Annotated in this window: 12 protein-coding genes, 2 tRNA genes and 1 riboswitch; of the genes, 12 read left to right on the top strand and 2 right to left on the bottom strand. The window is 70.8% G+C overall.

What is annotated here, in order from left to right; all coding sequences use genetic code 11:
* Positions 1-9 precede the first annotated feature (9 nt).
* The 5 genes from ACG01O_RS20080 to ACG01O_RS20060 all read left to right on the top strand — a co-directional run bounded on the left by ACG01O_RS20080 (position 10) and on the right by ACG01O_RS20060 (position 4,099).
* A complete protein-coding gene (locus ACG01O_RS20080) occupies positions 10-1,047 on the top strand; it encodes an NAD(P)/FAD-dependent oxidoreductase (protein ID WP_394387186.1) in 1,038 nt (345 codons plus the stop codon).
* A gap of 97 nt (positions 1,048-1,144) precedes the next feature.
* Positions 1,145-1,250: riboswitch (TPP riboswitch) on the top strand.
* Between the two features lie 69 nt (positions 1,251-1,319).
* Positions 1,320-3,440 (top strand): TonB-dependent siderophore receptor, encoded by a 2,121-nt coding sequence (locus ACG01O_RS20075; RefSeq protein ID WP_394387185.1) that lies wholly within the window; start codon positions 1,320-1,322, stop codon positions 3,438-3,440.
* A 36-nt stretch (positions 3,441-3,476) separates the two neighbouring features.
* A tRNA-Asn gene (locus ACG01O_RS20070) sits at positions 3,477-3,552 on the top strand.
* A gap of 67 nt (positions 3,553-3,619) precedes the next feature.
* A tRNA-Asn gene (locus ACG01O_RS20065) sits at positions 3,620-3,695 on the top strand.
* Positions 3,696-3,757: 62 nt separating this feature from the next.
* Positions 3,758-4,099: a zinc ribbon domain-containing protein YjdM gene (locus ACG01O_RS20060; protein WP_394387184.1), complete on the top strand. Its 342-nt coding sequence runs from the start codon at positions 3,758-3,760 to the stop codon at positions 4,097-4,099.
* Positions 4,100-4,243: 144 nt separating this feature from the next.
* Here ACG01O_RS20060 and ACG01O_RS20055 read toward each other — a convergent pair whose 3' ends face one another.
* On the bottom strand, positions 4,244-7,465 hold the full coding sequence (locus tag ACG01O_RS20055) for a di-heme oxidoredictase family protein (protein ID WP_394387183.1): 3,222 nt from the start codon (positions 7,463-7,465) through the stop codon (positions 4,244-4,246).
* A 256-nt stretch (positions 7,466-7,721) separates the two neighbouring features.
* On the opposite strand from ACG01O_RS20055, the gene ACG01O_RS20050 reads away from it, so the two are divergent.
* Genes ACG01O_RS20050 through ACG01O_RS20035 form a run of 4 tightly spaced genes read left to right on the top strand, consistent with a single transcriptional unit; the run spans position 7,722 to position 11,378 of the window.
* On the top strand, positions 7,722-8,930 hold the full coding sequence (locus ACG01O_RS20050) for an MlaE family ABC transporter permease (protein WP_394387182.1): 1,209 nt from the start codon (positions 7,722-7,724) through the stop codon (positions 8,928-8,930).
* Positions 8,927-9,775 (top strand): ABC transporter ATP-binding protein, encoded by an 849-nt coding sequence (locus tag ACG01O_RS20045; RefSeq protein ID WP_394387181.1) that lies wholly within the window; start codon positions 8,927-8,929, stop codon positions 9,773-9,775. Before ACG01O_RS20050 ends, ACG01O_RS20045 begins: the two co-directional genes overlap by 4 nt.
* A 17-nt stretch (positions 9,776-9,792) precedes the next feature.
* Positions 9,793-10,776: an MlaD family protein gene (locus tag ACG01O_RS20040; protein WP_394387180.1), complete on the top strand. Its 984-nt coding sequence runs from the start codon at positions 9,793-9,795 to the stop codon at positions 10,774-10,776.
* Positions 10,773-11,378 carry an ABC-type transport auxiliary lipoprotein family protein gene (locus ACG01O_RS20035; protein ID WP_394387179.1) on the top strand — a complete coding sequence of 202 codons (606 nt, stop codon included), beginning with the start codon at positions 10,773-10,775 and terminating at the stop codon, positions 11,376-11,378. The genes ACG01O_RS20040 and ACG01O_RS20035 overlap by 4 nt, the downstream gene beginning before the upstream one ends.
* A gap of 51 nt (positions 11,379-11,429) precedes the next feature.
* Here the strand turns inward: ACG01O_RS20035 and ACG01O_RS20030 are convergent, their stop codons facing one another.
* Entirely contained in the window at positions 11,430-12,515 is a 1,086-nt protein-coding gene (locus tag ACG01O_RS20030) for a dipeptidase (protein ID WP_394387178.1), read from the bottom strand.
* Positions 12,516-12,649: 134 nt separating this feature from the next.
* Between ACG01O_RS20030 and ACG01O_RS20025 the strand changes: the two genes are divergently transcribed.
* The 3 genes from ACG01O_RS20025 to ACG01O_RS20015 are packed head-to-tail and all read left to right on the top strand — an operon-like array spanning position 12,650 to position 16,584.
* On the top strand, positions 12,650-13,612 hold the full coding sequence (locus ACG01O_RS20025) for a sugar kinase (RefSeq protein WP_394387177.1): 963 nt from the start codon (positions 12,650-12,652) through the stop codon (positions 13,610-13,612).
* 3 nt (positions 13,613-13,615) lie between these two features.
* Entirely contained in the window at positions 13,616-14,959 is a 1,344-nt protein-coding gene (locus ACG01O_RS20020) for a pectate lyase family protein (protein WP_394387176.1), read from the top strand.
* The gene (locus tag ACG01O_RS20015) at positions 14,956-16,584 is read left to right on the top strand and encodes a family 43 glycosylhydrolase (protein ID WP_394387175.1); all 1,629 of its coding nucleotides are present in this window, start codon (positions 14,956-14,958) and stop codon (positions 16,582-16,584) included. Before ACG01O_RS20020 ends, ACG01O_RS20015 begins: the two co-directional genes overlap by 4 nt.
* Positions 16,585-16,593: the final 9 nt, after the last annotated feature.

The following is a 16,593-nucleotide window of genomic DNA, read 5'->3' as shown; positions in this document are numbered from 1 at the left end:
CGCCCAGCTGTGATCGAGACCGACGCCCTCGTCATTGGCGCGGGCCCGGTGGGCCTGTTCCAGGTGTTCGAACTCGGCCTGCTGGGCATTTCGGCCCAGGTCGTCGATGCGCTGCCCCATGTGGGCGGCCAGTGCATCGAGCTCTACGCCGACAAGCCGATCTACGACATCCCCGGCGTGCCCGTGTGCAGCGGGCGCGAACTGGTGGAGCGCTTGCAGCAGCAGGTGCGGCCCTTTGCGCCCACCTTGCACCTCGGCCAAGAGGTGTCGGCCCTGCAGCCACAGCCGGACGGACGCTGGCAGTTGCGCACCAGCACCGGTCAAGCGTTCCTGGCCAAGACGGTGTTCATCGCCGCGGGCGTGGGCGCATTCCAACCCAAGCGGCTGCGCCTGGAGGGGGCTGAGGCCCTGGAGGGCCGCCACATCCACCACCGGCTCGACAGCCTGCCAGCACACGGCCAGCGCGTGCTGGTGCTGGGCGGCGAAGCGCCGGCCGTCACTGCCGCCCTCGAACTGGCTGAAGCCGGCGCGGCCGCCCAGGTGACGCTGCTGCATCGCAAAGATGCGTTCAAAGCGCCGACCGAGTTGCTGGCGCGCCTGCAAGCCCTGCGCGATGCCGGCCGCATCCAGGTGGAAGTGGGACAGCCGCTCGCACTGCGCACCGCGGATGGCGGCCTGCAAGGCCTCGACATCCTCGACGCCGCCGGCCAGACCCGCCCCGTGGCGGCCGATCACCTGCTCGTGCGTCTGGGCCTGAGCCCGCGCCTGGGCGCGCTGGCCGACTGGGGCCTGGCGCTGGAGCGCAAGCTCGTGACGGTGGACACCGCACGCTTCGAGACCTCGCTGCCCGGCGTGTACGCCGTGGGCGACATCAACCACTACCCCGGCAAGCGCAAGCTGCTGGTGAGCGGCTTCCACGAGGCCACGCTGGCCGCATTTGCCGCCGCGGAACGCGTCTTCCCCGGCCAGCCCATTCACTTGCAGTACACGACGACCAGCCCGAAGCTGCACGAGCGGCTGGGCGTGAGCGCGCCGACGGGCGACTGAACCGCCGAGCCCGTCGCATCAGCGGTCCGAATCGCACGGCCCATGTCGCGCACGGTTTGCTTTTAAACTGCACGCCGCTGCTGGCCCTGTGCCGGCAGCTCTTCGCTAGGGGTGTTGCGCCGGCCACGGCTGAGCGCGACTGAGACAGTCCCTTTGAACCTGATTGAGGTAATCCTCGCGCAGGGAAGCAGCCGATCAGCAGGGCTCCATTCGCTTCGTCTCCGGGCCCGTCGCGTTCTCGTTTGCCGACCTGCCATCGCTTTGCATTTCCGATGGCACTCCTGACCCGTTCCCTCCTTGGCGCCGCTGCGGCGCTTTGTGTCGCCCAACTCGCGGCCGCCCAGTCACTGCCCGCCGTCAGCGTCAGCGGCAAGGCCACCGAAGCCGCGCCTGGCTTGGCTGGTTTCTCGGACCCACCCGCTCGCCTGCCGCTGCAAACGCTGAGCCTCAGCACCGACCGCTTGGCGGACCTGGGTGTGACGCAACTGGCGGGCATCACCAAGCTCGACGCCTCAGTGTCCGACAGCTACAACGCCACCGGCTACTGGAGCACGGTGAAGGTGCGCGGCTTCGAGCTGGACAACCGCTTCAACCTGCGCCGTGACGGCCTGCCCATCAGCGGCGAAACCGCGCTGTCGCTGGCCAACAAGGCGGCCGTGGAAGTGCTCAAGGGCGCCACCGGCATGCAGGCCGGCACCAGCGCGCCGGCGGGCCTGGTCAACTTCGTGGTCAAGCGGCCGCTGGCCGATGACGCCACCTCGCTGATGCTCGGCGCCATCCAGGGCGGCACGGTGCAAGCCAGCGTCGACCACTCGCAACGCCTGGGCGCACAACGCGAATTCGGCGTGCGCGTGAACCTGTCGGCGGCCCACCTGTCGCCCCTGCTGCGCGACAGCCGCGGCAACGCCCACACCGCCGCGCTGGCGACCGACTGGCGCCTGAGCCCCGACACGCTGGTGGAGGCCGAGGTGGAGTTCAACCACCAAAGCCAGCCCAGCCAGCAGGCCTTCAGCCTGACCGGCAGCCGCCTGCCGGACGCGCATCAGGTCGACCCGCGCATCAACCTCAACAACCAGCCCTGGAGCCAGCCGGTTGTGTTCGACAACACGCACGCCTCGCTGCGTGTGCAGCACAAGCTCAGCGCTGACTGGCAGGCCCAGGCCACGCTGGGGCTGCAACGCCTGCGCACCGACGACCGCCTGGCCTACGGCTACGGTTGCTCGGCCGCCGACGGCAACTACTACGCCGACCGCTTCTGCCCCGATGGCACCTACGACCTCTACGACTTCCGCAGCGAAGGCGAGCACCGCGACACCACCGCGCTGGACCTCTCGGCGCGAGGCCCGGTGCAACTGGCCGGCCTGCGGCACGACCTCACCGTGGGCGGACTGGCCAGCCAGTTCAAGAGCCGTTTTCGGCGCCAGGCCTACAACTACGCCGGCACCGGCAACATCCAGGGCACGGCCATCACGCCAGCAGCCCCGGACCTGACCGACGAGAACACCAACCGCGACGAACGCAGCCAAGAGCTCTACCTGCGTGACCGCGTGGCCCTGAGCGCCGACACCACCGCCTGGCTGGGCCTGCGCCACACGCAGCTGCACCGCGAAAGCGTGCGCACCGACGGCTCGCGCCGCACCGACTACGGCCAAGGCGTCACCACGCCGTGGCTGGCCTTGAGCCACGCCATCGCCGCCGATTGGCTGGTCTACGCCAGCTGGGGCCAGGGCGCCGAAAGCGAAGTCGCGCCCAACCGCTCCCGCTACCGCAACGCCGGCCAGGCCCTACCCACGCTCAAGAGCCGCCAGACCGAACTCGGCCTGAAGACCGGAACCCAGCGCGTGGAAGGCGCACTCACGGTGTTCGACATCCGCCGGCCGCTGTGGCGCGACGTGGGTGCCTGCGATGTGGCCCAAAGCTGCGAGCGCCGCGCTGACGGTCAGGCGCACCACACGGGCATCGAAGCCAGCGCCGACCTGAAGTGGAGCGGCGGAGGCCTGACCGCGAGCGCGATGCACCTGCGCGCGCGCCGCGAAGGCAGCGCCGATGCGTCCCTCAACGGCCTCACACCGCCCAACGTGCCGCGCAACACCGTGAAGGCTCAGCTCCGCCAGGACCTGCTGCCCGGCCTGCAAGCCCAAGCCGGCTTGACCTACGAAGGCGCGCGCTTCGCCACGCCGGACAACAGCGTGCGCGTGCCGGGCTGGGCCACGCTGGACGCGGGCGTTCGCTACCTGCAGACCATGGGCCAGCAGACCTGGATCTGGCGTGCCGCCGTCGACAACCTGGCCGACCGCCGCGCGTGGCGCGAGGCGCCCTGGCAGTACGAACACAGCTACCTCTACCCCCTCGCGCCGCGCACCGTGCGAGCAAGTGTTGAAGTTCGCTTGTGAAGCTCATAAAAATAGGTCTATAATCATTGGCTCTGTTCCTCGATAGCTCAGTCGGTAGAGCGCCGGACTGTTAATCCGTAGGTCCCTGGTTCGAGCCCAGGTCGGGGAGCCACAGAATCTCGTCGAAAGACGACAAGACGCACGCTGCAACCGCTTGGCGTGCCGACATAGAAGTCAATTCCTCGATAGCTCAGTCGGTAGAGCGCCGGACTGTTAATCCGTAGGTCCCTGGTTCGAGCCCAGGTCGGGGAGCCAAATCAAAAGCCTCGTTGCGCAAGCAGCGGGGCTTTTTTCTTCACCGCACGAAAGCCCACCGCATGAGCACCCTGCCCGCCTGCCCCCAGTGCCAGTCTGCGTACACCTACGAGGACGGCGCCCAGCTGATTTGCCCGGAGTGCGGGCACGAGTGGCAGGCGCAGGCTGCGGAAGCCACGGCTGAGGCCGAGCGCGTGATCAAGGACGCGGTGGGCAACGTGCTGCAAGACGGCGACACGGTCACGGTCATCAAGGACCTGAAGATCAAGGGCTCGTCGCTGGTGGTGAAGGTGGGCACCAAGGTCAAGAACATCCGCCTGACCGATGGCGACCACGACATCGACTGCAAGATCGACGGCATCGGGGCGATGGGGCTGAAGTCGGAGTTCGTGAAGAAGGCCTGAGCGCCCGATCAGCGGTTCACCCCGCACGCGTCGCGATGCGGGCACGCCAAGAAAAAACGCCGGGCATGCCCGGCGTTTGCACATCAGCGCATCAACGTTTCAGCGCATCAACGTATCAGCGCCAGGGGCTGGCTGCCCCGGCGGTCACAGCGACTTGAGGAAGGCCAGCAGCGCCTCGCGGTCGGTCTTGGGCAGGGCTTCAAAGCGCTGACGCGACTTCTCGGCTTCACCGCCGTGCCACATCACCGCTTCGGTGAGCGTGCGGGCGCGGCCGTCATGCAGGTAGCCGACCTTGGCGGCATTGCCCATCACCTTCTCCGTGTACCCAATGCCCCACAGCGGCGAGGTGCGCCACAGGCTGCCCGTGGCCTGACCTTCCACGTAGCCGTCCGCCAGGCCGGCGCCCATGTCGTGCAGCAGCAGGTCGGTGTAGGGCTTGATGGACTGGTTGCGCAGTTCCGCGAACAGGTGGCCCGGGCCGGTCTTGAAGTCGGTGGCGTGGCAGGCTGCGCAGCGCAGGGTCTGGAAGACCTTGGCGCCGGCACTCACCTGGGCCGGGTCGACACGGTGCTCATCCATCGGCGTCACCCCCTTGGGGAAGCCGCTGGCCAGGCTGCGCTGCGCGGGCACGCCCACCAGCGCCAGGTAGCGCGCCACTTGCTGCAGGTCGGCTTCCGAGATGCCCGGCTCCGCCTTGCCGGCCGAGCAAGCCGCCGGCCCGTTGTGGCAGGCGCGGCTGGGGTACACGGGCGAGGTGACGGCCATGTCCTGCAGCAACGCAGCCGCAGTTTGGTGGCGCAGCGAGGCCTTGCCGGCCTTCCAGCCAAAGCGGCCCAAGCGCACCGCACCGGTCTCGGGGTCGAACACGTAGTTGGGGATGCCCTTCACGCCGTCTTCGTCCGGCGTGGTGCGGGCGCGGGCCAGGATGTCCGCCTCGGCGATGGCTTCCAGCAAGCCGGTGCCGATCATGGGCTGCGCGGCGCGCAGCGACACGGCAGCAGGCACCGGGCCGTCAAACGCCAGCGTGGGCTTGCGCAACTCCACCACCGTGCCGTCGGCCAGCTTGGCGGTGCGGGTTTCAAAGCCCGCCACGCGCACGCCGGTGCCCCAGTCCTGCGGCGCACCGGTGGCCGAGAACGCGTTCATCTGCACCGCAGCGCCGTAGCGTGGGTGCGGCACCTGTTGGCCGTTGGCATCCAGCGCCGCGGCACGCACCGACATCGCATCCAGCCGCTGGTTCAGCGCCGTGGGTGCCGGGCTGCGGCCGTTGTTCACGTGGCAGCCGATGCAGGCGGACTGGTTGAATCGCGGCCCCTGCAGACCCACCGCGGCGGTGTAACGGTCGTTGCCGGGCTCGTTGTGGTCGCCCGTGGTGAAGTTGGTGTGCACCAGGCGCCGCCCTTCCACGAAGCGCTGCATGTTCTGCATGCCGATGTGGTTGTGCGGCTGCTGGAACATGTACAGCCCGTTGTCGGAGTAGTTGTAGGAGATGGAGCCCTCGCCGCCCGACAAGGTGGCCGTGGGCAGCGGTGCATTCATCAGGCGCGGCTGCACGCCGTACCAAGGGCGCAGGCCGGTGCCGACGACGTAGGTGACCTCGTTCGTGTAGTACCGGAACGCGCCGCTGTCGCCCACCGCGTCCATGGACGGCCGGTTGGAGAAGAACGAGCCCGTGAACTCGATCGCGTCGCCCAGCTTGAGCGCTCGTGACGGCACGTTGGTGCTGGTGGGCACCATCACGCCGTTGGCGTTGGCGGCGATGTCTTTGTGGCCGGGCATGTTGTCCAGCACGACGCTGCAGCCATCGTTGGCGCCACGAATGCCCGCGTAACCGGCCGCGGGCGTGAGCAGCGCGGTTTGCGGCGGCTTGGGCACCACGGGGCAGGCGGTCACGTCCGTGAAACCGGCGGTGTAGGTGCTGTTGTCCAGCAGCCGGCCGGGCGACATCCAGCCGTAGCCGGTCACGCCCGGGTCGTCAAAGCGGCGGAAGAAGGCGTGGCCACCGCCCCGCTGAGCCTGCTGGTAGTACTGGTTGATGACCAGGGTCGGCTTGGTCACGCCGGCCACCCGGCTGTTGTCGATGAACTCCACGCCCCAGGTGCGGTTCTTGAAGTAGTTGGGCACGAAGTTCAGGTGTGCGCCCGGGCCCTTGTCTTGCGGGTTGCCGGCGGCGTCGACCGTGTCGTTCGGGCCGAAGCCGATTTCGTTCCAGTCTTCCCCCCGCTCACGCGCGTGGCGCGAGCGGCCCACCATGCCAAAGCGGGTGACCAAGGTGCCATCGGGCAGCGTGAACTGCAGCGTTTCCAGCGGCTGGGCGGCGCTCGGCAACGGCTGCAGGCCGGCGCCGTTGGCCGGGAAACGGAAGGCGGAGGTGGCGGCGTCCGCCAGCGTGTTGTCGCTGCCCGGCGTCTTGAACTCCGCCTCGAACAGCGAATAGCCGTACTGCGTGGCCCGTGCCACGCCCTGCAGGCGCAGGTAGCGCGCGTTCATGCCGAGGTTGAAGAACTCCTCGGTGCCGCCGCGGCCGTTGCTGACGTTGCGCAGTTCGGTCCAGGTCTGGCCGTCGTCGGACACCCGCAGCGAGTAGGCCTTGCCGTACGAGTTCTCCCAGGTGAGCTTGAGGTAGCCCACGGCGGTTTTCTTGCCGAAGTCGAACTGGATCCAGGCACCGTCTTCAAACGCGCTGGCCCAGCGCGTGCCGGGCTTGCCGTCGATGGCCATGGCAGCCGAATTGGCGGGGTTCTCCAGCGCCGACGAGGTGGCGGCCACGGGCTGCACCGGCTGCCCGGGTTGCGTGAGCCCGCCCGGCACCGGTTGCGGCGCGGGGGTGGGCGCGGGCGCCGGGGCCACGCCGGTGAAGGCCTGGATCTCGAAGATGGAATAACCGTAGCCCGACGAGCGCTTGAGGCCCTTCATGCGCAGGTAGCGGCCCTGGCCGGACAGCCCCGTCCAGTCTTCGCTGCCGCCCTGGCTGGCGGTCACGGCCTTCAGCGTGCTCCAACTGACGCCGTCGGTCGACACCTGCAGTTCGTACTGCGTGGCGTGGGCGCGTTCCCAGTCGATGTGCACCCGCGTGAAGGCCACGGTCTTGCCGTAGTCCAGCGTCAGCCATTGATCGTCGGTGAAGCCGCTGCTCCAGCGCGTGGTGTCGTTGTGGTCGATGGCCTGGGCCGGGCCCAGATCGGGCCGCTCGGACGCGCTGGCCGTGGCCGCCACCGGCGTGAGGGCCGTCTCGGTGGCCGTGGCCGTGGCAGCCAGCGCCTTGACGAGGGTGGCCCCCTCGCCCGTGGCCGCCGTGGCTGCGGCCGAAGGGCCGGCATCGCCCGTGCCACCGCCGCAGGCGGCCAGCATCAGGCTCAAGGCCATGGGCAGCCCATGGGTGGAAAGGTGGTGTCGTGCCCGTCGTTGCATACGTCCCTCGTCGGCGGTGGCTTGTGATGTCGGATGCGGCCTTGAAAGCGCATTCACCCGCGAAGGCGCGATGCTGCCCAGGCGGGGCGGGGCGGTCTATCGATGTCACCGTTCGGGGGGCAACTCTTGCGCGCCGTTACAAGTTGGGGATGTGGCGCAGGCTGTGCGTCGCACCGCGACCGAACGGCCTTGGCAGCGCTATCGTTGGGCCATGAGCGAACCCGGCGCCCTGCCCCTGTCGCCCCCGCCGTCCACTTTGCCCCCGCCTGTGCCGCCCTGGGCCTCGGCGGCGGGCGACGCCGCCGCTGCGCCGCCGCTCGACACCCCGCCCCTGCTGGACCGCAGCGCGCCACGCGAATGCCGCGTGCTCGGGGACTGGACCGTGCTGTCGCTGCGCGAGCAGTACGGGGCGCTGCAAGCCGCGGTGGCCGACACCACCGCACAAGCCAGCGACACCCTGTGGGACTTGCGCGCCGTCGGCCGGCTGGACACCGCGGGCGCCCTCACCCTGTGGATGGGCTGGGGCCGCAAGCCGCCGCGCCGGCTGCTCTGGCTGCCCGAGCACGTGACGCTGTTCGCCCAGTTCATGCAGCCCGGCGCCCTGCCCCAGCGCCGGCCCCGCCTGGGCCCGGGCTTGGCCCTGGCGGGCGACCGGTTGCGGGGCTTTCTGAGCCACGCGCACGACCTGGTCGCCCTGCTGGGGCAGTTGCTGCTGGACGGCCTGCGCATGGCGCGCCAACCGGGCTTGATCGGCTGGCGGGAAATCTCGGCCAACGTGTTTCGCGCCGGGGCGCAGGCGCTGCCCATCACGGCGCTGGTGGGCTTTCTGGTGGGGCTGACTTTGTCGTACCTGATGTCGCGCCAACTGCGCGCCTACGGGGCCGACATCTTCATCACCAACATCCTGGGCCTGGCCGTGCTGCGCGAGCTGGGGCCGCTGCTGGCGGCCATCATCGTGGCTGGCCGTTCGGGCTCGGCCATGACGGCGCAAATCGGCGTCATGCGGGTCACGCAGGAGCTGGATGCGCTGTCGGTCATGGGCATCTCGCACACCGTGCGGCTGGTGGCGCCCAAGGTGGCCGCGCTGGCGGTGGCGCTGCCGCTGGTGGCGCTGTGGACGAGCGCACTGATGCTGCTGGGCGGCATGGCGGCGGCACACAGCCAGTTGGGGCTGGACCTGGCCACCTTCGCCCACCGCCTGCCCGCCGTGGTGCAACCGGCCAACCTGTGGCTGGGCTGGGCCAAGTCCATGCTGTTCGGCGGGCTGATTGCGCTGCTGGCCTGCCATTTCGGGCTGCGGGTGCGCCCCAACACCGAGAGCCTGGGCCAGAGCGTCACGCAGTCGGTCGTCACGGCCATCACCCTGGTCATCGTGGTGGACGCGGTATTTGCAGTGCTGTTCTCGGAGGTGGGCTTGTGAGCGGTGACACCCCCGTCATCGAGGTGGACAACGTCACCACCGCCTTTCACGGGCACGTGGTGCACCGTCACCTCCATCTCACCGTCATGCCGGGCGAGGTGCTGGCGCTCATCGGCGGCTCGGGGTCGGGCAAGACCACGCTGCTGCGCCTGCTGCTGGGGCTGGAGGTGCCACAGGCCGGCACGGTGAAGATCTTCGGCCACCCGCTGGGCCGCTGCGCGCAGCGCGACCTGGAGCGCGTGCGCTACCGCTGGGGTGTGCTGTTCCAGAACGGCGCGCTGTTCTCGGCGCTCAGCGTGTTCGACAACATCGCCCTGCCGCTGCGCGAGTTGGGCAGCGTGCCGCGCGACCTGATCACGCCACTGGTGATGCTCAAGCTCGCACAGGTGGGGCTGCAGCCGGAAGATGCGCTCAAGCGCCCGGCGGAACTCTCGGGCGGCATGGTCAAGCGCGTGTCGCTGGCCCGTGCGCTCATCCTGGACCCGCCGCTGCTGTTCCTGGACGAACCCACCGCCGGGCTGGACCCCGACAGCAGCAAGCAGTTCGTGAAACTGCTGCGCCGCCTGCGGCAGGAGCTGGGCCTGACCGTGGTGATGGTGACGCACGATGTGGACACCCTCTTCGCCGTGGTGGACCGCGTGGCCGTGCTGGCCGACCAGCACATCCTGGCCTGCGGGCCGCTGGCGGAGGTGGCGCGGCTGCCGCACCCCTTCGTGCGCAACTTCTTTCTGGGCCATGTGGAGCGCTGCGCGGAAGACGACCTGCGGCGCTTTCGCCTCAGCCTGGACGACACCTCCGACGACGGCGGCGTGCCCGCCGTGCTGCGCGAGGAACACTCGCTTTGACGCCTGCCTGAACCTCCATGGAAAACAAAGCCTACGCCTTCGCCGCCGGTCTGTTCCTGTTGCTGCTGGGCCTGGCCCTGGCGGCCAGCGTGGCTTGGTTCCAGGGCGACCGCACCGAGCGCGTGCACTACACCGTGGTGGCCCGCGCCGGCGTGCCGGGGCTGAACCTGAAGGCGCCGGTCAAGCTGCGCGGGGTGGAGGTCGGCCGGGTGGACGGCATCGGCTTCGACGCGGCGGACCCGCGGCAAATCCTCGTGGACATTGCCGTGGACGTGGCCGCCCCGGTCACGCCCACCACCTATGCCCAACTCGGCCTGCAAGGCGTGACGGGGCTGAGCTTTGTGGCGCTGGAAGAAGCCCAGCCGGATGCCCCGCTGCAGCGCGCCGCGGCCGGCACGCGCTTGCCGCTGCGGCCCAGCCTGCTGGACCACCTGGCCCAGGCCGGCCCCGGGCTGGTGGCCGCCTTTGCCGAAACCGCCACGCGGCTGAACGCGCTGCTGAGCGACGAGCACCGCGCGCAGTTCGGCGCCACGCTGTCCGGCCTGCAAGCCGCCGCGCAAGACACCAGCCGCCTCATGACCACGCTGCGCCCGAGCGCCCAGCAACTGCCCACGCTGCTGCGCGACGCCGACGCTGCCGCCCAACGGGCCGACGCCGCCCTGCGGCGCATCGAAGCCATGGCGGCCGAGGGCGAGCAACTGGCCCAGGCGCTGCGCAGCCGCACCGCGGTGCTGGACCGCCTGGACGCCGCCGCGGCCCAGGTGCAGGCCACCAGCCGCCACCTCGAACTGGCCCTGGTGGGCGACAGCCCACCCCGCACCCAGCCGCTGGTGGCCGACCTCAGCGCCGCCAGCCGCGCGCTGGAACAGGCCGCACGCGAACTCACCGCGCAACCGCAAAGCCTGGTGTGGGGCCGCACGCCGCGCCCGGCCGGCCCCGGCGAGCCGGGCTACACAGCGCCCAACGCAACCTCGGCCAGCACGGCAGGAGCCCCTCGATGACCCCCGCACGCCTGCACCGCCTCCCCGCCGCGGCCGCCGCGCTGGCCGCCGCCCTGGTGCTCAGCGCCTGCGCCCTGCCCGCCACCGCGCCGCCACAACGGGCCTACGACCTGGGCCCCGGCCCCGCCGCCACGCCTCGCCCCGACGGCAGCCTGGCCTGGCGGCTGGCGGGTGTGACCGCGCCGCCGTGGCTGTCCAGCGAGGGCATGGCCTACCGTCTCGACACCCCGGCGCCCAGCCGGCTGGACCACTACCGCGACAACCGTTGGCTGGCCCCACCTGCCGCGCTGCTCACGCAGCGGCTGCGCCAGCAGTTGCTGCAGCAACCGGCCTGCCCCGCGCGGCCGCTGCCCTTGCTGGCCCTGCACCTGGACCGTTTCGAGCAGCAGTTCAGCAGCCCCACGCAGAGCCAGGGCGTGGTGGCCCTGCAAGCCACGCTGTGGCCGCAAGGCGCCGACGGCCCAGCCGTGCAACAGCACTGGCAGACGCAGGCCCCCGCCCCCACGCCCGACGCCGCCGGCGGTGTTCAGGCCCTCACCGCAGCCACTGACGCGCTGCTGCCGGCGGTGGCCCACTGGGTGGCCACGCAAAGCTGCCGCTGAGCGAGGACCGGACTTCAGCCCGCCCGGCACCGGCACACACACGCGGGCGGGTCAGTGCCCGCGCTCACCCCTCACCGGCCCCCAGGCCTCGCCCATCACGCGGCGGAAGTTGCCGCCCAGCAGTTTGTCGATGCGCGCCGCCCCATGCCCGCGCGAGGCCAGCAACTCGGCCAAGCGCGTGAACTGCGTGGGGCCGCACAGGTCGGGCAGGAACAGGCACACATCCGGCCCCTCGCCCGGGGCGCCAATGCCCATGGCGCGGCGCAGCTCGGTCTCGGCGGCCAGCTGGGCGCGGTAGGCCGCCATGTCGTCGATGGCCGTAGTGCCGCCGTCGGTGCCCAGGCCCACGTGGTCTTCGCCGCACACCTGCCAGGCATGCTCGATGTGGGCGATCCAATCCGCCGCCAGCGGCTGGCCCGCCTCGCGCAGGTAGGGCATGGCGTAGATGCCCACCACGCCGCCGCGCTCGGCCAGCCGGCGCAGCGTGGCGTCACTCTTGTTGCGGGGGTGGTCGGCCAGCGCCCGGCAGCCGGTGTGGGTGATGGCCAGCGGCCGCTGCGCCAGGGCCAGGGCGTCCAGCCCGGTGCGCTCGCTGCTGTGGCTCAGGTCCACCAGCACGCCGTGCGCCTGCAACTGCTGCACCACCTCGGCACCGAAGGGCGTGAGCCCGGTGTCCTGCGCCACCGTGGCACCGCAGCCCACGGCGTTGCGGCCGTTGTAGGTGAGCTGGATCACCCGCACGCCCAGCCCCGCGAACACGCCAATGCGGCCCAGGTCGGCGCCCAGCATCTCGGTGTTCTGAAAGCCGTAGATCACGCCCACCTGCCCGGCCGCGCACGCGGCGTCCAGGTCCGGCGCGCTCAACACCGGGCGCAACGCCTCGGGGTGGCGGCGCAGGCAGTCGTTCCAGCCGGCGATGTCGGCCACCGTGGCCTCGAACGGTTCGGCCGAGCCGGCCACATGGCCCAGCGTGAGGTTCACCGCCGTCAGCCCGGAAGCGCGGGCATCGGCCAGCGAGCGGGCGTCCACGTTCTGCCCGGTGCTGCTGTAGGCCATGGCCTGGCGGTCGCCAGCGCTGGGCTGAATTTGGAGGTTGGGGTTGTCGAGCACGCCCAAGGCGTTGATCACATGGCGCATGACACAAAGGGGCGGAACGGCGTCGCCGGCATTCTGCGGGCGCCCACCCCTTCACGGCCGGACGGGGTAAACCATGCACCCGAAATTGAACCGGCTGAGCTATCTTTATTGAACCGTTGTTTCATTTTTTGAGCGTGACTTCATCTTCCATGGCCGGCTCCCGGCCCGTGTCCATCGCTGCGCTGGGCGAATGCATGCTGGAGCTGCAAGGCCCTGCCTTCGGCGCCCTGCGCCAGAGCTTCGGCGGCGACACCTTGAACACGGCCGTCTACCTCAGCCGCTGCGGCGGGGCGGACCTGCGTGTGCACTACGCCACCGCGCTCGGGGATGACGCCCTCAGCAGCGGGCTGCTGCAGCGCTGGGAGTCCGAAGGCGTGCGAACCGGTCTGGTGCAGCGCCTGCCCGGGCGCCTGCCGGGGCTGTACCTGATCGAGCTGGACGCGGGTGGCGAGCGGCGCTTTCATTACTGGCGCGGCCAGGCGGCGGCCCGGGCCTACTTCGACACGGCCACCACCGCGCTGGAAGAGCAAGCCGACGCGCTGGACGCGCTGTACCTGTCGGGCATCAGCCTGGCCATCCTGCCGTCAGCGGGCCGAGAGCGGGTGCTGGCGCTGATGGCCCGCATGCGCGCGGCCGGCAAGGTGGTGGCGTTCGACAACAACTACCGGCCCCGGCTGTGGGAGACGGTGGCCGACGCGCGCTATTGGTACGGCCGCGCGTTCAGTGCGGCCAGCGTGGCCCTGATCACGGCGGACGACCACCAGGCGCTTCACGGCCTGCCCGACCTAGACGCGGCCGTCAGCGCGGCGCAGGCCTTGCAGGTGAACGAGATCGCCATCAAACGGGGTGCCCTGCCCACGCTGGTGGGTGGACGCCATGGCGACGGCGTGTGGCACGCCGTGCCCACCGAGCCCGTGCCTCAGGTGGTGGACACCACCGCCGCTGGCGACTCGTTCGCGGCCGGCTACCTCAGCCAGCGCCTGCGGGGCGGCACCTGCGCCGACGCCGCCGCCTTCGGCAACCGCGTGGCCGCCCGCGTGATCCAGCATCCCGGGGCGCTCATCCCCCGCGACGCCATGGCCGACCTGCTGGGCTGAGCCATGTGCCGCCTGCTGCTCACCGGCCTGGCCACCGTGGCGCTGGGCCAGCCGCTGCAGCCCGCCGCGGCAGCGCCGGCTGACACCGCGGCGCTGCACCCCGCCACCTACGTGCACGCCGGCTGGGCCCAAACCACCGGTGGCCAGGGCGGCCCGATCCTGCGGGTCACCACGCTGGCGGCCGACGGCCCCGGCAGCCTCAAGGCCGCGCTGGACACCCCGGGCCCCCGCATGGTGGTGTTCGAGGTGGGCGGCGTGATCGACCTCGGCGGCAAGAACTGGAAGCTGCGCGAGGGCCATGTCACGGTGGCCGGCCAGACAGCGCCCGACCCCGGCATCACGCTCGTCAAAGGCGGCCTGGAGGTGTTCACGACCGACGTGATCCTGCAGCACCTGAGCATCCGGCCGGGCGCCTACGGGCGCCCGAAGCGCAGCGGCCACGACCAAGACGGCCTGTCCACCGGCGATGGCGCGGCGCGCGTGATCGTGGACCACTGCACCTTCTCCTGGGCCACCGACGAAAACCTCTCCGCCAGCGGCCGCCGCTTCGAAGGTGCCACGCCCGACGACTGGCGCGCCCACACCTCGCACGCCATCACCTACAGCCACAACCTCATCTACGAGGGCCTGGGCGAGTCGGTGCACCTCAAGGGCGAGCACAGCAAGGGCAGCCTCATTCACGACAACGTGACGCAGATCCTGCTGCTGGGCAACGTTTACGCGTCCAACCGCGAGCGCAACGCACTGTTCAAGGGCGGCGTGTGGGGTGCGATGGTCAACAACCTCATCTACAACCCTGGCGCCCGGGCGGTGCACTACAACCTGGTGGCGCATGAGTGGGTGGGCCGCCCCCACCAAACCGGCCGCATCACGCTGGCCGGCAACGTCTACCGCGCCGGCCCCGGCACTGAACGCGGCCTGCCTTTGTTCACGCTGGGCGGCGTGGGCGATGTGCAGCTGTTCGAGCAAGACAACCTCGCGCTGGACCGCCAAGGCCAGCCCTTGCCCCTGACCGGCCGGTACACCGCCAGCCCGGCGCAGATCATTCCGGCCCGCGAGCCCTACCTGCCGGCCGGCTTGACCTGGCTGGCCCCGCGCGAGCTGGAGCGGGTGTTGCCCACCTGGGTGGGCGCACGGCCCTGGGCCCGCGACCCGTTGGACTTCAAACAGCTGTCCGACATTGCCGAAGACCGCGGCCAGCTGATCGACGACGAAACCCAGAACAACCCCGACGGGCTGCCCCGCCGAGCCCCCACACGGCGCCGCTTCGTGGAGGCCGACTGGAACCTGGCCGACATGTCGCCCAAGGCCGGCTGGGCGTCGCTGTTCACCCAGGTTTCGCGATGAGCGTGGGCCGGCGCCGGCTGCTGGCCAGGTTCACCCGGTGGGCCCTGCTCGCCGCACCCTCCGCATGGGCTGCGGCCGACTGCAGCGACGCGCCGGGCCAGCCCTACCTGCCGCCTTGCCGCCCCTGGCCGCGCGGCATCGAGCACCAACGCCAGGCCGATCTGGGCGACGGCCGCTACCTCAACCCCGTGCTGGCCGGCGACCGGCCCGACCCCAGCGTGCTGAAGGACGGGGGCGACTACTACCTCACCCACTCCAGCTTCGACGCCGTGCCCGGCCTGCTGATCTGGCACTCGCGCGACCTCATCCACTGGCAACCCCGGGTCCATGCGCTGCACGAAGCCGTGGGCAGCGTGTGGGCGCCGGACCTGTGCCGCCACCGGGGGCGCTACTACCTCTACCTGCCCGTCAAGGCGAGCCCGAACGACATCCTGGTGACCTGGGCCGACCGCATCGACGGCCCCTGGTCACCGCCCCAATCGCTGGGCCTGCCTCGGCACATCGACCCCACGCACGTGGTGGGCGAGGACGGCCAGCGCTGGCTGTACCTGTCGGGCGGCGACCGGGTGCGCCTGAGCGCGGACGGCCTGCGCACGGTCGGCCCCGTCGAGCATGTGTACGACGCCTGGCGCTACCCCGATGACTGGGACGTGGAGAGCTTCTCGCCCGAGGGCCCAAAGATGCTGCGCCACGGCGGCTGGTGGCACATGCTGCTGGCGGTGGGCGGCACAGCCGGCCCGCCCACCGGCCACATGGTCATTGCGGCCCGCAGCCGCAGCCTGGACGGCCCCTGGGAGCAGGCCCCACACAACCCGCTGATGCGCACCCGCTCGCCGCGCGAGCGCTGGTGGTCCCGCGGGCACGGCAGCCTGGTGCAAGGCCCGGCGGGCGACTGGTGGATGCTGTACCACGGCTACGAAAACGGCTTCCACACCCTGGGCCGGCAGATGCTGCTGGCACCGGCGCGCTTCAGCGCCGACGGCTGGTTTCATGTGGACGCAGACGACGGCGAGCCCCTGCCCAAGCCCACGGGCGGCAGCGCCGTGCCGCATGGGCTGGCGCTGTCCGACGACTTCGCCGGCCCCACGTTGCGAGCCCACTGGCAGTTCCTCAGCGGCAGCGGTCAGGCGCCGCGTGCCCGCGTGGCCGACGGGCAACTGCACCTGCGCGCCACCGGCCGCACGGGCCCGGGTGACAGCCCGCCCCTTGGCTTCATCCAGGGCGACCCGGCCTTCGAGATCGAGTTCGATCTGGCGATGGACGACGGCGTGCAGGCCGGCGTCGTCATGTTCTACAGCCCACGCCTGTACGCCGGCATGGGCGCCAACGCCCAGAGCCTGCAGCTGCACCGCTACGGGCAAGACCTACGCGCCGTGCCCAAGCCCGCCGGGCTGAAGGCATCGCCGCTGCGCATGCAGCTGAAGCTGCGCTGCGTGCGCCATGTGCTGACGTTGTTCAGCCGCGCTGATGCGAGCCAACCCTGGGCCAAGTTCCCGGTGCAGATGGACGTGAGCGGCTACCACCACAACACCGCGGGCGGCTTCGCCAGCCTGCGCCCAGCGCTCTACGCCTGCGGCACGGGCGAGGCGCGGTTCGCCCACCTGCGCTACCGCGCGCTGACGTGACCGTGCGCC

The organism is Pelomonas baiyunensis, from assembly GCF_043555935.1.
GTDB lineage: Bacteria > Pseudomonadota > Gammaproteobacteria > Burkholderiales > Burkholderiaceae_C > Pelomonas > Pelomonas baiyunensis.
The sequence above is the reverse complement of the archived record's forward strand: the minus strand, read 5'-3'. Positions and strand labels throughout refer to the sequence as shown.

Bases quoted from the DNA above. Each gene is read 5' to 3' on its own strand.
- ACG01O_RS20075 (WP_394387185.1), top strand. From the start codon at position 1,320: ATGGCACTCCTGACCCGTTCCCTCCTTGGCGCCGCTGCGGCGCTTTGT.
- ACG01O_RS20060 (WP_394387184.1), top strand. From the start codon at position 3,758: ATGAGCACCCTGCCCGCCTGCCCCCAGTGCCAGTCTGCGTACACCTAC.
- ACG01O_RS20055 (WP_394387183.1), bottom strand. From the start codon at position 7,465: ATGGCCTTGAGCCTGATGCTGGCCGCCTGCGGCGGTGGCACGGGCGAT.
- ACG01O_RS20050 (WP_394387182.1), top strand. From the start codon at position 7,722: ATGAGCGAACCCGGCGCCCTGCCCCTGTCGCCCCCGCCGTCCACTTTG.
- ACG01O_RS20040 (WP_394387180.1), top strand. From the start codon at position 9,793: ATGGAAAACAAAGCCTACGCCTTCGCCGCCGGTCTGTTCCTGTTGCTG.
- ACG01O_RS20035 (WP_394387179.1), top strand. From the start codon at position 10,773: ATGACCCCCGCACGCCTGCACCGCCTCCCCGCCGCGGCCGCCGCGCTG.
- ACG01O_RS20030 (WP_394387178.1), bottom strand. From the start codon at position 12,515: ATGCGCCATGTGATCAACGCCTTGGGCGTGCTCGACAACCCCAACCTC.
- ACG01O_RS20020 (WP_394387176.1), top strand. From the start codon at position 13,616: ATGTGCCGCCTGCTGCTCACCGGCCTGGCCACCGTGGCGCTGGGCCAG.
- ACG01O_RS20015 (WP_394387175.1), top strand. From the start codon at position 14,956: ATGAGCGTGGGCCGGCGCCGGCTGCTGGCCAGGTTCACCCGGTGGGCC.